Genomic DNA, 12745 nt, shown 5'->3' with positions numbered 1-12745 from the left:
GGCCGGGGGAGTGTCGCGGACGCGCTGGCTCGCCACGCCCGGGCGTCCCCCGCTCGGCGGCTCCTCGGTCGTGCTGGAGGCGGCGGCGCGGCTGCTCGGCCCGACGATCCTGGTGTTCTCGATCTACCTGCTGATCGCGGGGCACGGGCATCCCGGCGGAGGGTTCGTGGGCGGGCTCGTGGCGGGCATGGCGTTCGTCCTGCGATACCTGCCGGGCGGACGGCGTGAGCTGGCGACGGCGCTGCCCGTGCGTCCCAGCGTGCTGCTCGGCGGCGGGCTCGGTCTGGCGGTCGCCACGGGCGCGGCGGGCTGGACGTCCGGCGGGGAGTTCCTGCGGGGCGAGATCCTGCACGCGTCCGCGCCCCTGGTGGGGGACATCGACGTGCCGACCAGCCTGTTCTTCGACGCCGGCGTGTACCTGCTGGTGCTCGGCCTGGTGCTGACCATCCTCACCACGCTCGGCGCGAGCCTGGAGGAGGAAGAGGACTCCGGGGACCCGGACGGAGCGGGTGCCCTGGAGGAAGCCCGGGGCGTGGGAGAAGACGCCGGGGGCCGGGCGTGACCGGGCCCGCGCTCGTCCTCGTCGTGCTCGTCGCGGTGCTGTTCGCGGCCGGGTTCGACCTGCTGATGCAGCGGTCGCTCATCCGGGTCGTGGTGGGTTTCATGCTGCTCGGGCACGGCGCCAACCTCGTCCTGCTGCTGGCGGGCGGGGCGGCGGGCACGCCGCCGATCCTCGGGGAGGGCGTCGGACCGTCCGCGGACCCGCTGCCGCAGGCGATGGCGCTGACCGCGATCGTGATCACGTTCGGGGTCACCGCGTTCCTACTGGCGCTCGCCTACCGGAGCCGCCTGCTCCTCGGCGAGGACGAGGTCATGGACGACGTCGAGGACCGCCGTATCTGCGCCGAACGCCGCCGCCGGCGCGAGGACGACCCGCGAGCGGAGGAGTCCGACCCGCTGGAGGAGGACCCGCGGGAAAGGGACGAACCGCGGGGCGACGGGTCGCGGGATGACGGGCCGCGGGGTCGGGGCGGGGGCGGCGGATGAGCGTGCTCGTTCCGCTGCCGTTCGTGCTGCCGCTGCTGGGCGCCGCGCTGGCGATGATCAGCCGGCGACGGGAGGCGTGGCTGCGGGTGCTCGCGCCGCTGGTCGGCGCGGGCGTGGTGGCGGCCGCGGGCGGGCTGGTGGCGGCCGTCGCGCGGGACGGGGTGATCGCCGTCCAGATGGGCGGGTGGGCCGCGCCGCTCGGCATCACGCTGGTCGCGGACCGGCTGTCGGCGCTGCTGCTGGTCGTGTCCGCCGCCGTGCTGCTGGCGATCATGCTGCACGCGGTGGGGGAGGGCGCCGGCGGGCTCGGACGGCACGAACCCGGCGTGTTCTACCCCGCCTACCTCGCGCTGACCGCCGGCGTGTGCCTGCTGTTCCTCGCCGGGGACCTGTTCAACTTGTTCGTCGCGTTCGAGGTCATGCTCGCGTCCAGCTACGTCCTGATGACGCTCACCCCGACGGCGGAGCGGATGCGGGCCGGGATGACGTACACGGTGGTCAGCCTCACATCCTCGATCCTGTTCCTCACCGCGCTCGGCCTGACCTACGCCGCCGCCGGGACGGTGAACCTCGCCGACCTGTCGGCGCGCGTGGCCGACCTGCCCGCCGGGACCCGCTCGGCGCTCGGGATGCTGTTCCTCGTCGTGTTCGGCATCAAGGGCGCGATCGTGCCGATGCACCTGTGGCTGCCCGACAGCTACCCGGCCGCGCTCACCAAGGTCACGGCCGTGTTCGCGGCGCTGCTGACGAAGGCCGCGATCTACGCGCTGATCCGCGTCCAGACGCTGCTGTTCCCCCGCGAGCACGAGTCGTGGGTCATGCTGGCGCTGGCGGCCGGGACGATGCTCGTCGGCACGCTCGGCGCGCTGACGCACGACGACGTCCACCGGGTGTTCTCGTTCACGCTCGTCGGACATATCGGGTACATGCTGTTCGGGCTCGGGCTGTTCAGCGTCGCCGGGCTCACCGGGGCGATCTTGTATCTCGTCCACCACATCGTGGTGCAGGCGACGTTGTTCCTGGTCAGCGATCTGATGCAGGGGCGTACCGGGGAGACGTCGCTGCACCGGCTCGGTGGGCTGGCGCGGCTGTCGTCCTTCATCGCCGTGCTCTTCTTCGTCCCCGCGATGAGCGTGAGCGGGGTGCCGCCGTCGTCCGGGTTCGTCGCGAAGCTCGCGCTGTTCCAGGCGGGGCTCGGCGCGGGACGTCCTCTCGCCTATGTCGTGACCGGCGTGGCCGTGCTGGCGAGCCTCCTGACGCTGATGGCGATGTCGCGGATCTGGACGCTCGGGTTCTGGCGTCCTCGTCCCGAGGGCGCCGCCGAGCCGCCTGCCGAGGAGTCCTATACGCAGGGCGGCGTGCGGATGATGCAGTCGGTGACGGCCGTCATGGTCGTGGCCGGTCTCCTCATCGCGGTGTTCGCGGGGCCGCTGTCGTCCTGGAGCCGCCGCGCCGCGATCGACCTCCTCGACCCGTCCGCCTACCGGCAGGCCGTGCTGACCGGGGAGGGCCGATGAACCGCCTCCTCCGGAGCGCCGGGGCCCGGCTGGGCATGGGCGTGTGGCTGCTCGCGGTATGGGTGCTGCTCTGGGGACGGATCGACGCCGCGACCGTGATCGGCGGCCTGGTCGTCGTCCTCGTCGCCTACGCGGTGAGCAGGCTCCCCACGGTGCCGCTGGTCACCCGGGTGCGGCCGGTGCCCTTCGCCAAGGCGGCCCTGGAGTTCGGGTGGGACCTGCTCGTGTCGAGCGTCGTCATCGCCTGGCACGCGCTGCGCGCACCCCGCCGGGTCCAGGGGGCGATCATCGAGGTCGGCGCCCAGTCACGCTCCGAGCTCGTCCTCCTGGCCGTGACGACGAGCGTCTCCCTCCGTCCTGGCACGCTGCTGGTCGGCCTCGACTGGGAGCGCTCTGTGCTGCGCATCCACGGTATGCCCGTCCGGGGCCCCCAGGAGGCGGACGCCGCGCGGGACGGCGTGCTCCGCACGGAGCGGAGGCTGATGCGGGCCCTCGTGACCCCGGCCGACGACGTACGGCCGGACGCACCGCCAATGGAGGAGCGATGAACGCCGTCTACACCGTGACCATGGCGCTGCTGGGCGCCGCCGTCCTGATGACCGCCGTGCGGCTGATCCGCGGCCGGACGCCGTTCGACCGCATCATGGCGATGGACGTCCTGTCCGTGCTGCTGGTCAGCGGCATCGCCGTCCACGCCGCCGCCAGCGACGAGCCCGCCAACGCCACCATCCTCGTGGTGATCGCGCTGCTGGGCTTCGTGGGCTCGGTGACGGCGGCCCGGCTGGCGGCGGAACGGGCGAAGAACGGTGCGGAGGACCGCGCGTGATCGCGGGCGACGTCGTCACGGCCGTGCTGCTGCCCGCGGGCGCCGCGTTCTCGGCGGTGGGCGCGCTCGGCGTCCTGCGGTTCCCCGACCTGCTCACCCGGCTGCACGCGGCGACGAAGCCGCAGACGATCGGGCTCCTGCTCATCCTCGCGGGCGTCGCGCCGCAGACCGGCTCCATCGCGGACGCGACCCCGCTGCTGCTCGTCGCCGTCTTCCAGCTGATCACGGCGCCGGTCGCCGCCCAGACCATCGGCGCCGCCGCCTACCGCTCCGGCGCCATCGACCCCGCCGCCCTCACCCTCGACGAATCCTCGGATTCGGGCGGCCGGGCCTGAGTCACTCCTCGGTGGCGGGGCTGTCGCCGGCGACGACCTCGGCGAGCAGGTCCTCCTCGGTGGCGCCGCGGCGCCAGTAGCCGGTGAACGTGACGGCGCGTCGGTCCAGGCCGCGCTCCTTCACCAGGTGCCGGCGCAGCGCCTTGACGACGGCGGACTCGCCCGCGATCCACGCGTAGGCGCCGTCCGGGAGCGCGGACGCGCGGACGGCGTCCGGCAGGCCGCCGGGGGAGACCCAGGTGATCTCCGCGTCGGCGGCGGTCGGCAGGTCCTGGCGATCCTCCGGGTGCGGGACGTCGATCCAGACGCGGGCGGGGGTCCCGGCGGGCAGCCAGGCGAGGTTTCCGGCGATGGCGGGCAGCGCGGTCAGGTCGCCGGCCATGAGGACCGGGCTGCCGGGCGGCGGGCGGAAGTCGTAGCCGCCGTTGTCGGCGCCGGTCGGGCCGAGGGCGGCGACGCGGTCGCCGGGACGCGCGGCCTCCGCCCAGGAGGCGGCCGGGCCCGCGCCGCCGTCGGAGTGGAGCGCGAAGTCGACGTCCAGCTCGCCGGGGCGCTGGTCGCGGACGGTGTAGGACCGCATGATGCCGCGCTCGGCCGGGTCCAGCGCCCGCCAGTCGGCGAACCAGGTCTCGCCGCCGAGGCTCTCCGGCATCACGGGCGCGTCCTGGTGCGGGTGCGGGAAGAACAGCTTGATGCGCTGATCGCGGCCCGCCGTGACGAACCGCGGCCCGTCCGGCCCATCCCCGACCGATGCGGTGGCGACCGAGCCATTTCCAGCTGATCCGTTAGTGGCCGGACCGCTCACGGCCGTGCCGTTCGTGGTGGCGAGGCACGGGCCGCCGTAGGTGATGCGCACCATGGACGGGCCGAGCCGCTCCGAGCGCAGGACGTGCAGGTCGAAGAAGGCGTAGGGGTGGGCCGGACTCGTCATAGCGCAACCTTTCAGCCGGTCTTCTTGGCGGATGTGATGGACGTGGCGAGCGCCTCGAGAATCGGCGCGCACCCCTCGTAGGAGAACCGGGGCTCGGGCTGCCAGGGGATGACCTGGCCGGCCTTCACCGCGGGCAGGTCCTTCCAGGACGGCTTGCCGCCGAGGTCCTTCGGCTGCAGCGCCTGCGTCCGGGAGTCGAGCATGATGACGTCGGCCTTGTACTTGCCGGCGTTCTCCCAGCTCAGCTCCTCGAAGTAGCCGTCCCGCCCCACCTTGTCCGGGACGATCAGGTCGACGCCCAGCTCCTTGAGGTAGATGAGGTCGGTGTTCTTGCCCGGGCTGGACGCGTAGAACAGATCGGGGCTCGCGGACGCGGCCAGCACCTTCAGCCCCGCGCGGGCCTTGGCCGCCGCGCGCACCGCCTCCACCGCCTTGTCGAACCGCGCCTTCGCGGCTGTGACCTTCGCCGACTTCAGGTCGGCGCCGAGCGCGGCGGCGAGCGCCGCGGTCCGCTCGATCGGCTTGGGCAGCGGGACGGCTCCGGCGGCGATCGCGACGCTCGGCGCCAGCGCGAAGATCTTGTCCTTGCTCTCGGCCGGGACGTAGAACAGCTCGTTCGCGAGGAACATGGTGTCGACGAGGAGGTCGGGACGGAGCGCGGCGTACTTCTCGATGTTGAACTCGCCGAACGCGTTGCCGATGACCTCCAGCCGGTCGACGGGGAGGTTCCCGGCCTGCGGGTCGGGCCTGCCGTCCTTCAGCCTCGTGGGGCCGAACACGCCGACGAGCTGCTCGTCGACGCCGAAGTCGTACAGGGCGGCGGCGGTGCCGACGTATCCGACGACGCGCTCGGGACGCGCCTTGGCATCGACCTTCGTGCCGCGGTCATCGGTGAACGTCCACGCGCCGCCGTCGCCGCCCGACCCCGAGCCGCTCCCGTTCCCGACCTCGCCGCCGCATGCGCTGATGAGTGCGCCGACGGCGAGTGCGCCGCCCGCGCCCAGCAGCCCTCGCCGGGTGAGCCCCCCGGCGGCGAGGCCCGCGCCTGGGACGACGCTGCGTGAACGGTGCCGGGACCCGATGAATGACATTTAGGACGTTCTCCACGAATCAGCTACGAGGGCCACATTTCGGCCGATGCGGGCTTAGGTTAACCTAACCTAAGTCTTCGTCCCAGAGCGGGGGCCGTCCAGTCGCCGTCCGCGGCGGAGGTCCCCGGCACGACCCCCGGAGCCCGCCAGGTGTTGCTGACCGAACCTCCGCCGACCGCGCCGGCCGTCGAGCGATCACCGGGCGGCCGGCGGGCGGCCGGGCTCATCGCAGCGGTGGCGTTCCTGCTCGCCGTGATCGCGCTCAGCCTCGCGGTCGGCGCGAAGCCGCTGTCGCTCGGCGAGGCGTGGGACGGGCTGTTCCACCGCGATTCGTCCGCGTACACGGTCGTCCACGAGATGCGGCTCCCGCGGACCGTGCTCGGGCTGCTCGCGGGCGTGGCGCTCGGCCTCGCCGGAGCCGTGATGCAGGCGCTGACCCGCAACCCGCTCGCCGACCCCGGCCTCCTCGGCATCAACGCGGGCGCCTCGGCCGCCGTCGTGTCGGCCATCTCGTTCCTCGGCGTGACGTCGTTCACCGGCTTCGTGTGGTTCGCGTTCGCGGGCGCCGGCGCGGTCGCCGTCCTGCTCTACGCGGTCGGCGGCGGGCGCGGCGCGACACCGGCGCGGCTCGCGCTGGCAGGGTCCGCGCTGAACGCGGCGCTGTTCTCCTACGTGAACGCGGTGCAGCTCCTCGACACCGCGTCCCTCGACCGCATGCGCTTCTGGACGGTCGGCTCACTCGCCTCCGCGCAGAACCACACCATCGTGCGCGTCGCGCCGTTCGTCGCCGTCGGGCTGGTGGCGGCGCTGCTGCTGGCGCGCCCGCTGAACGCGATGGCGATGGGCGACGACGCCGCCCGCTCGCTCGGCGCCGACCCCCGCCGCGCCCGGATCGTCGCGATCGTCACGGTGACGCTGCTGTGCGGGGCGGCGACGGCGGCGTGCGGGCCGATCATCTTCGTCGGGCTGATGGTGCCGCATCTCGTCCGCGCGCTGACCGGGCCCGACCTGCGCTGGCTGCTGCCGTTCTGCGCGCTGCTCTCGCCCGCGCTGATGCTGGCGGCGGACGTCCTCGGACGCGTCGTCGTGCGCCCGTCCGAGCTCCAGGTCGGGATCGTGATGGTCGTGGCGGGCGGCCCGGTGTTCCTGTACTTCGTGCGCCGCCCCGGCAGCAGGGCGGTGTCCAGGTGACGGTCATACGGACGCCGGGCGGGCTGTCGTTCCGGTTCCGCGCGCGTGCGCTCGCCGTCGCCGCCGCCTGCCTGGCCGTGGCGCTCGGCACGGGCGTGCTGCTCATCGGCAGCGGCGACTTCCCGATGAGCCCGGCCGACGTCGTCCGGACGCTGCTCGGGCAGGGCACGCCCGCCGACTCCCTCATCGTCAACCAGATCCGGCTGCCGCGCGTGGCGGCGGCCCTCGCGGTCGGCGCGGCGCTCGGGCTGGCGGGGGCGATCTTCCAGTCGCTCGTCCGGAACCCGCTCGGCAGCCCCGACATCCTCGGCTTCACCCAGGGCGCCGCGTCCGGCGTCCTCGCCGTGATCGTGCTCACCGGCGCGGGCAGCGCCGCGGTGGCGGCCGGAGCGGCAGGCGGCGGCCTCGCTACGGGCCTGGTCGTGTACGCGGTGGCCGGACGGCACGGCGCGCACGGGCAGCGGCTCATCCTCGTCGGCATCGGCGTCGCCGCGATCCTCACCGGCGTGAACGGCTACCTGCTCACGCAGGCGCGGATCACCGACGCGGCCCGCGCCGTCCTGTGGCTCACCGGCAGCCTGGACGGACGCGACTGGTCCGACACGGCGCCCGTGCTCATCGCGCTCGCCGTCCTCGGGCCGCTGGTGCTCGTCGGCTGCGGGCGGGCACTGCGGATGCTGGAGATGGGCGACGACGCGGCGCACGGGCTCGGCGTCCCCATCGAGCGCGTCCGGCTGATCATGCTCGCCGCCGCCGTGCTGCTCACCTCGCTCGCCGCGGCGGCGGCCGGGCCGGTCGCGTTCGTCGCGCTGACCGCGCCGCAGCTCGCCCGGCGCCTCACCCGCACGACGGGACCCAACCTGCTGCCCGCGGCGTGCATGGGCGCGGCGCTGCTGGTGGCCGCCGACTGGGTCGCGCAGCGCGCCTTCCCCGGGCACCAGCTCCCGGTCGGCGTGGTGACCGGGCTCCTCGGCGGCGGATACCTGGTCTGGCTCCTCGTGACCGAACGCAAGACGGGACGGATCTGATGGACAAGGCGGACGCGCGGCTCACCGGCTCGGGGCTCACCCTCGGCTACGACAAGCGCACCATCACCGAAGAGCTCGACGTGTCCATACCGGACAAGTCGTTCACCGTGATCGTGGGCCCGAACGCGTGCGGCAAGTCGACGCTGCTGCGGGCGCTGGCGCGGATCCTGAAGCCGTCCGCCGGAACGGTCGTCCTGGACGGGCGGCCCATCGCCGGCTGGCCCGCGAAGAAGCTCGCCCGGACGCTCGGCCTGCTGCCGCAGTCGTCGATCGCGCCCGAGGGGATCACGGTCGCCGACCTGGTGTCGCGCGGCCGGTACCCGCACCAGAGCCTGCTGCGCCAGTGGTCGAGGGAGGACGAGCGGGTCGTCGCCGGGTCGATGGCCGCGACCGGTGTCGGGGACCTCGCCGCCCGCGCGGTGGACGAGCTGTCCGGCGGCCAGCGGCAGCGCGTGTGGATCGCGATGGCGCTGGCCCAGCAGACGCCGCTGCTCCTGCTGGACGAGCCGACGACCTATCTCGACATCGCGCACCAGATCGAGGTCCTGGACCTGTGCGCGGCGCTGCACGAGGAGGGCCGGACGGTCGTGGCCGTCCTGCATGACCTCAATCACGCCGCCCGCTACGCCACGCACCTGATCGCGATGCGCGACGGCCGGATCGTCGCCGAGGGCGACCCCTGCGCCGTGGTGACGTCCGCCCTGGTCGAAGAGGTGTTCAAGCTTCCGTGCCGGGTGATCGACTGCCCGGAGACGGGGACGCCGCTGGTCGTCCCGCGCGGCACACGATCGAACCGGGCCCGCACGGAGCGGCCGGAATTGGTTGTAGGATCCTAATCGTTGTAGAGGTACAACGATTGGAGGCGCCGCATGCCCGAGCTCAGCCCCCGGCGCCGGCTCGCGGTCCTCGCCATCTGCTGCATGAGCCTGTTCATCATCAACCTCGACAACACGATCCTGAACGTCGCGCTCCCGACCCTCCAGCACGACTTCGGCAGCTCGCTGTCCGGCCTCCAGTGGACGATCGACGCCTACCTGATCGTCATCGCGTCGCTGCTCATCCTCGCCGGTTCGACCGCCGACCGGCTCGGCCGCCGCCGCGTGTTCCAGACCGGGCTCGCGCTGTTCGTCACCGGGTCCGTGCTGTGCAGCCTCGCGCCGTCCCTCGGCTGGCTCGTCGCCGCCCGAGTCGTGCAGGCGGTCGGGGGGTCGATGCTCAACCCCGTCGCGATGTCGATCATCACGAACGTGTTCACCGAGCCGCGCGAGCGGGCCCGCGCCATCGGCGTCTGGGCCGGGACCGTCGGGCTGAGCATGGCCCTCGGGCCGCTGCTCGGCGGGCTGCTGGTCGACTCCGTCGGCTGGCGCGCGATCTTCTGGCTGAACGTGCCGATCGGGCTGGCCGCGTTCACGCTGACCGCGCTGTTCGTCCCCGAGTCCCGCGCGCCGCGCCCGCGCCGCCCCGACCCGCTCGGCCAGCTCCTCCTGATCACCTTCCTCGGGACGCTGACGTACGCGATCATCGAGGCGCCGGGACGCGGCATCGCCGACCCCCTCGTCTACGGCGCCGCGATCGTCGCCGCCGTGTCGCTGGCCGGGTTCGCGCGGCACGCGCTCCGCGCCCGCGAACCGCTGATCGACCTGCGGTTCTTCCGCAGCCCCACGTTCTCCGGCGCCGTCGTCATCGCGGTCACCGGCTTCGCGGCCTTCGGCGGGTTCCTCTTCCTCAACACGCTCTACCTGCAGAACGTCCGCGGGCTGTCCGCGCTGGACGCCGGGCTGTACCTGCTGCCGATGGCCGCCGCGACCGCCGTGTGCTCCCCGCTGTCGGGACGGCTCGTGGGCGGACGCGGCCCGCGCCTGCCGCTGCAGCTCGCCGGGGCGGCGATGCTCGCCAGCGCGCTGCTGTTCGCCGCGTTCGACGCCGAGACGCGCGACACCACGCTGTTCGCCGGGTATGTGCTGTTCGGCATCGGGTTCGGCATGCTGAACTCGCCGATCACCTACACGGCGGTGTCGGGGATGCCGCGCGCCCAGGCCGGGGTCGCCGCGGCGGTCGCGTCCACCAGCCGGCAGGTCGGCAGCGCGCTCGGCGTCGCCGCGCTCGGCGCCGTGCTCGCCGCCGGGCTCTCCGGCCCGCTCGCCGGGCCCGGCTTCGTGCCGGCGGCCCGCCCGGCATACTGGGCGATGGTCGGCTGCGCCGCCGCCGTCCTCGTCCTCGGGACCGTCACCACCGGCCGCCGCGCCGCCCGGAGAACGTCCGGTCTCGTCCAGTCGGAGGACGACGCGGACCAGCAGCACGCAACGGAGGCGAGCACCCGATGACCGAGCCGGCCGTGCGCCCCCGGGACCGCGCCCGCGCCGAGATGGCGGAGCGGACGTGGCACAACCTGCGGGTCCTGCTCCACGAGCGCGGCGACCGGCGGCGCGAGGCCGTCGAGGCGCTCGGCATGAGCTTCTTCCGGATCAAGGCGCTGCGGCACATCGCCGCCGCGGCCGAGCCGATGACGCTGCGCGACCTCGCCGACGTCCTGCTCACCGACCGCCCCTACACCACCCTCGTGGTGGACGACCTGGTCGGCCGCGGCCTGGTGGAGCGGTCCCCGAACCCGGCCGACCGCCGCTCCAAGATCGTCACGGTGACCGAGGCCGGGCGCGCCGCCGCGGTGGAGGCCGAACGCATCCTCGACACGCCGCCGCCGTCCCTCTACGACGTCCCGGCCGACGACCTGGCCGTCCTCGACCGCGTCGCCGCCCGCCTCATCGCCGAGGACTGACGGCCCGCCGTTCACCTGACACGGCAGGGCGCGGGCGAGCATCATGGCGTGCGGTGCACCCGATCCCGCCGTGCATTGGGGGAGTCCATGACCGCCGTCGACATGGTCGTCTTCGAGAGCGACCGCCACACGACCGTCCTGCTGTCGGGGGAGTTGGACAGGGCCTCGTGCCCCGAGGTCCGGTCGCGGCTGCGGGAGCTGGTCCACCGGCCGCTCGTGCTGGACGTCTCCGGGGTCGAATTCTTCGACGCCGACGGGCTCCGCACCCTCCACCAGTGCGCGTGCAGCTGCCAGGCCAAGGGCACCGCCCTGGCGCTGGTGGGCATGCGTCCCTTCCCGGCGAGGCTCTGCCGGATCCTCGGCCTCGACAAGCACATCCCGATGTGCGAGTCGACCGAGGAAGCCCTCTGGTGCCTGCTGCCGCGCACCGATGACGAGATCAGGGACTGGCTCTCCGGCTGAGATGCCGCTCGACCGACTCGACCTTCGCGTCGAGCGCGCCCGTCACCCCCGGCCGCATGTCGGCCTTGAGGACCAGGCTCACCCTCGGCGCCCGCGCCGCGACCGCGTCGGCGGCGGCCTTCACCACGGCCATGACCTCGTCCCACTCGCCCTCGACGGTGGTGAACATCGCGTCGGTCCGGTTGGGCAGGCCGCTCTCGCGCACCACCCGCACCGCCTCGGCGACGAGCTCGCCGACCTCCTCGCCCGCGCCGAGCGGAGTCACCGAGAACGCGACGAGCATGGAACGCACCCCCTAGGGCTGAAGGATCTTCCGCACCACGATCTCATCCAGCCGCCGCTCGACGATCACCCCCACCGGCCAGTCGCGCACCAGGCACCGCAGCAGCGCCGCCTCGTGCTCGGCGAACGACGGGTCGCAGCCCTGCTGCTCAAGGCTGGACCTGATCGCCAGGACGTAGTCGTCGTCGGTGAACCCCGGTATCTCCCTGACCATCGCGGTCGTCGTCGCGCGGTGCGAGTTGAGCCCGGCGAACGACCGGCCGCAGCCGCAGCCGCCGTCCGGGTCGTCCCGGTCCCGCGCGCAGACAAGCCCGATATGGACGAGCTCGCCCTCGACGCACCAGTCGAAGTCGTTGTCGCGGAATCCCTGGGTGGAGTTGGTGGCGGTGAGCAGCTTCAAGGCCATACCCCCTCGGCGCGTCCGATGACCCGCCCACGGTACGACGAGGGTCTGACGTAACGTCGAGAGTATGAGCGAAGACGAAGACGTCCTGGTTCAGCGCGACGGCCCGTTCACCACGATCACGATGAACCGGCCGCGCCGCCGCAACGCCCTCTCCCGGGCCTTCCTCCTCACGCTGACCAGCGCGTTCAAGGAGGCGGGCGGCACCGGCGCCCGCGGCGTCATCCTCGCGGCGAACGGCCCGGTCTTCTCCGCAGGCCACGATTTCGCCGACATGGCGGGGGCGTCGCACGACGACGTCCGCGACCTCCTCCGGATCTGCACCGACCTGATGCGGACGATCCAGTCGATCCCGCAGCCGGTGGTGGCCCGCGTCCACGGCCTCGCCACCGCGGCCGGCTGCCAGCTCGTCGCGAGCTGCGACCTGGCCGTCGCCGCCGAGAGCGCCGGTTTCGCCGCGCCGGGGGGCAAGGGCGGCTGGTTCTGCCACACCCCGCTAGTCGCGATCTCCCACAACATCGGCCGCAAGCGCGCCGCCGAGATGGCCCTCACCGGCGAGATCTTCGACGCCGCCACCGCCGCCGACTGGGGCCTGATCAACTACGCGGTCCCGGACGACGAACTAGACAAGGCGACCCACGACCTGCTCCAACGCGCCACCCAGGGCAGCCCCCGCAGCAAGGCCCTGGGCAAGCAGTCCATGTACGCCCAGTTCGACCGCCCAGAACAAGACTCCTACACCTACGCGATCGAAGTAATGGCCGCGTCCGCCCTAACCCCCGAAGCCCAAGAGGGCATGACCGCCTTCCTAGAAAAACGCCACCCCACCTGGCCCGCCTAACCCCCAGCAGGGCCC

At 73.3% G+C, this 12745-nt stretch carries 17 protein-coding genes; 13 read left to right on the top strand and 4 right to left on the bottom strand.

Annotated features, from left to right (window positions below):
* The 6 genes from E1287_RS37995 to mnhG all read left to right on the top strand — a co-directional run.
* Nucleotides 1-562 (top strand): MnhB domain-containing protein (locus E1287_RS37995; protein WP_279508416.1); only part of this gene is annotated, 562 nt, incomplete at its 5' end.
* Entirely contained in the window at nucleotides 559-1047 is a 489-nt protein-coding gene (locus E1287_RS37990) for a Na(+)/H(+) antiporter subunit C (protein WP_131970131.1), read from the top strand. The genes E1287_RS37995 and E1287_RS37990, both read left to right, overlap by 4 nt.
* Entirely contained in the window at nucleotides 1044-2564 is a 1521-nt protein-coding gene (locus E1287_RS37985; RefSeq protein ID WP_131970130.1) for a Na+/H+ antiporter subunit D, read from the top strand. The genes E1287_RS37990 and E1287_RS37985 overlap by 4 nt, the downstream gene beginning before the upstream one ends.
* Nucleotides 2561-3112, top strand: coding sequence for a Na+/H+ antiporter subunit E (locus tag E1287_RS37980; RefSeq protein ID WP_131970129.1), 552 nt, complete (start codon nucleotides 2561-2563; stop codon nucleotides 3110-3112). The genes E1287_RS37985 and E1287_RS37980 overlap by 4 nt, the downstream gene beginning before the upstream one ends.
* The gene (locus E1287_RS37975; protein ID WP_131970128.1) at nucleotides 3109-3390 is read left to right on the top strand and encodes a monovalent cation/H+ antiporter complex subunit F; all 282 of its coding nucleotides are present in this window, start codon (nucleotides 3109-3111) and stop codon (nucleotides 3388-3390) included. Before E1287_RS37980 ends, E1287_RS37975 begins: the two co-directional genes overlap by 4 nt.
* The gene (mnhG, locus tag E1287_RS37970) at nucleotides 3387-3725 is read left to right on the top strand and encodes a monovalent cation/H(+) antiporter subunit G (RefSeq protein ID WP_131970127.1); all 339 of its coding nucleotides are present in this window, start codon (nucleotides 3387-3389) and stop codon (nucleotides 3723-3725) included. The genes E1287_RS37975 and mnhG overlap by 4 nt, the downstream gene beginning before the upstream one ends.
* Nucleotide 3726: 1 nt before the next feature.
* Here the strand turns inward: mnhG and E1287_RS37965 are convergent, their stop codons facing one another.
* Nucleotides 3727-4656: a siderophore-interacting protein gene (locus tag E1287_RS37965; protein WP_131970126.1), complete on the bottom strand. Its 930-nt coding sequence runs from the start codon at nucleotides 4654-4656 to the stop codon at nucleotides 3727-3729.
* Between the two features lie 11 nt (nucleotides 4657-4667).
* The gene (locus E1287_RS37960) at nucleotides 4668-5747 is read right to left on the bottom strand and encodes an ABC transporter substrate-binding protein (protein ID WP_131970125.1); all 1080 of its coding nucleotides are present in this window, start codon (nucleotides 5745-5747) and stop codon (nucleotides 4668-4670) included.
* A gap of 150 nt (nucleotides 5748-5897) precedes the next feature.
* Between E1287_RS37960 and E1287_RS37955 the strand changes: the two genes are divergently transcribed.
* From E1287_RS37955 to E1287_RS37930, 6 genes are all read left to right on the top strand, one after another.
* Nucleotides 5898-6938 (top strand): iron chelate uptake ABC transporter family permease subunit, encoded by a 1041-nt coding sequence (locus tag E1287_RS37955; RefSeq protein WP_131970124.1) that lies wholly within the window; start codon nucleotides 5898-5900, stop codon nucleotides 6936-6938.
* Nucleotides 6935-7966: an iron chelate uptake ABC transporter family permease subunit gene (locus tag E1287_RS37950; protein ID WP_131970123.1), complete on the top strand. Its 1032-nt coding sequence runs from the start codon at nucleotides 6935-6937 to the stop codon at nucleotides 7964-7966. The genes E1287_RS37955 and E1287_RS37950 overlap by 4 nt, the downstream gene beginning before the upstream one ends.
* On the top strand, nucleotides 7966-8802 hold the full coding sequence (locus tag E1287_RS37945; protein ID WP_131970122.1) for an ABC transporter ATP-binding protein: 837 nt from the start codon (nucleotides 7966-7968) through the stop codon (nucleotides 8800-8802). Before E1287_RS37950 ends, E1287_RS37945 begins: the two co-directional genes overlap by 1 nt.
* 33 nt (nucleotides 8803-8835) lie before the next feature.
* Nucleotides 8836-10290 (top strand): DHA2 family efflux MFS transporter permease subunit, encoded by a 1455-nt coding sequence (locus E1287_RS37940; protein ID WP_131970121.1) that lies wholly within the window; start codon nucleotides 8836-8838, stop codon nucleotides 10288-10290.
* Nucleotides 10287-10742 carry a MarR family transcriptional regulator gene (locus E1287_RS37935; RefSeq protein WP_131970120.1) on the top strand — a complete coding sequence of 152 codons (456 nt, stop codon included), beginning with the start codon at nucleotides 10287-10289 and terminating at the stop codon, nucleotides 10740-10742. The genes E1287_RS37940 and E1287_RS37935 overlap by 4 nt, the downstream gene beginning before the upstream one ends.
* A gap of 87 nt (nucleotides 10743-10829) precedes the next feature.
* Entirely contained in the window at nucleotides 10830-11204 is a 375-nt protein-coding gene (locus tag E1287_RS37930) for an STAS domain-containing protein (protein WP_131970119.1), read from the top strand.
* On the opposite strand, the gene E1287_RS37925 is transcribed toward E1287_RS37930, so the two are convergent.
* Nucleotides 11182-11487 (bottom strand): MTH1187 family thiamine-binding protein, encoded by a 306-nt coding sequence (locus E1287_RS37925; RefSeq protein ID WP_131970118.1) that lies wholly within the window; start codon nucleotides 11485-11487, stop codon nucleotides 11182-11184. The two genes, E1287_RS37930 and E1287_RS37925, sit on opposite strands and share 23 nt — an antisense overlap.
* A 12-nt stretch (nucleotides 11488-11499) precedes the next feature.
* Nucleotides 11500-11892 carry a hypothetical protein gene (locus E1287_RS37920; protein ID WP_131970117.1) on the bottom strand — a complete coding sequence of 131 codons (393 nt, stop codon included), beginning with the start codon at nucleotides 11890-11892 and terminating at the stop codon, nucleotides 11500-11502.
* A gap of 64 nt (nucleotides 11893-11956) precedes the next feature.
* On the opposite strand from E1287_RS37920, the gene E1287_RS37915 reads away from it, so the two are divergent.
* Entirely contained in the window at nucleotides 11957-12730 is a 774-nt protein-coding gene (locus tag E1287_RS37915) for an enoyl-CoA hydratase-related protein (RefSeq protein ID WP_131970116.1), read from the top strand.
* Nucleotides 12731-12745 lie beyond the last annotated feature (15 nt).

The sequence above is a fragment of the Actinomadura sp. KC06 genome, from assembly GCF_004348735.1.
Taxonomy (GTDB): Bacteria; Actinomycetota; Actinomycetes; order Streptosporangiales; family Streptosporangiaceae; genus Spirillospora.
Note: the sequence above shows the minus strand (reverse complement) of the source record. Positions and strands in the feature narration are given on the sequence as shown.

What these genes read in the sequence shown, in the direction of transcription:
- E1287_RS37985 (WP_131970130.1), top strand. Translation starts at nt 1,044, where the DNA reads ATGAGCGTGCTCGTTCCGCTGCCGTTCGTGCTGCCGCTGCTGGGCGCC.
- E1287_RS37980 (WP_131970129.1), top strand. Translation starts at nt 2,561, where the DNA reads ATGAACCGCCTCCTCCGGAGCGCCGGGGCCCGGCTGGGCATGGGCGTG.
- E1287_RS37975 (WP_131970128.1), top strand. Translation starts at nt 3,109, where the DNA reads ATGAACGCCGTCTACACCGTGACCATGGCGCTGCTGGGCGCCGCCGTC.
- E1287_RS37965 (WP_131970126.1), bottom strand. Translation starts at nt 4,656, where the DNA reads ATGACGAGTCCGGCCCACCCCTACGCCTTCTTCGACCTGCACGTCCTG.
- E1287_RS37960 (WP_131970125.1), bottom strand. Translation starts at nt 5,747, where the DNA reads ATGTCATTCATCGGGTCCCGGCACCGTTCACGCAGCGTCGTCCCAGGC.
- E1287_RS37945 (WP_131970122.1), top strand. Translation starts at nt 7,966, where the DNA reads ATGGACAAGGCGGACGCGCGGCTCACCGGCTCGGGGCTCACCCTCGGC.
- E1287_RS37940 (WP_131970121.1), top strand. Translation starts at nt 8,836, where the DNA reads ATGCCCGAGCTCAGCCCCCGGCGCCGGCTCGCGGTCCTCGCCATCTGC.
- E1287_RS37935 (WP_131970120.1), top strand. Translation starts at nt 10,287, where the DNA reads ATGACCGAGCCGGCCGTGCGCCCCCGGGACCGCGCCCGCGCCGAGATG.
- E1287_RS37930 (WP_131970119.1), top strand. Translation starts at nt 10,830, where the DNA reads ATGACCGCCGTCGACATGGTCGTCTTCGAGAGCGACCGCCACACGACC.
- E1287_RS37925 (WP_131970118.1), bottom strand. Translation starts at nt 11,487, where the DNA reads ATGCTCGTCGCGTTCTCGGTGACTCCGCTCGGCGCGGGCGAGGAGGTC.
- E1287_RS37920 (WP_131970117.1), bottom strand. Translation starts at nt 11,892, where the DNA reads ATGGCCTTGAAGCTGCTCACCGCCACCAACTCCACCCAGGGATTCCGC.
- E1287_RS37915 (WP_131970116.1), top strand. Translation starts at nt 11,957, where the DNA reads ATGAGCGAAGACGAAGACGTCCTGGTTCAGCGCGACGGCCCGTTCACC.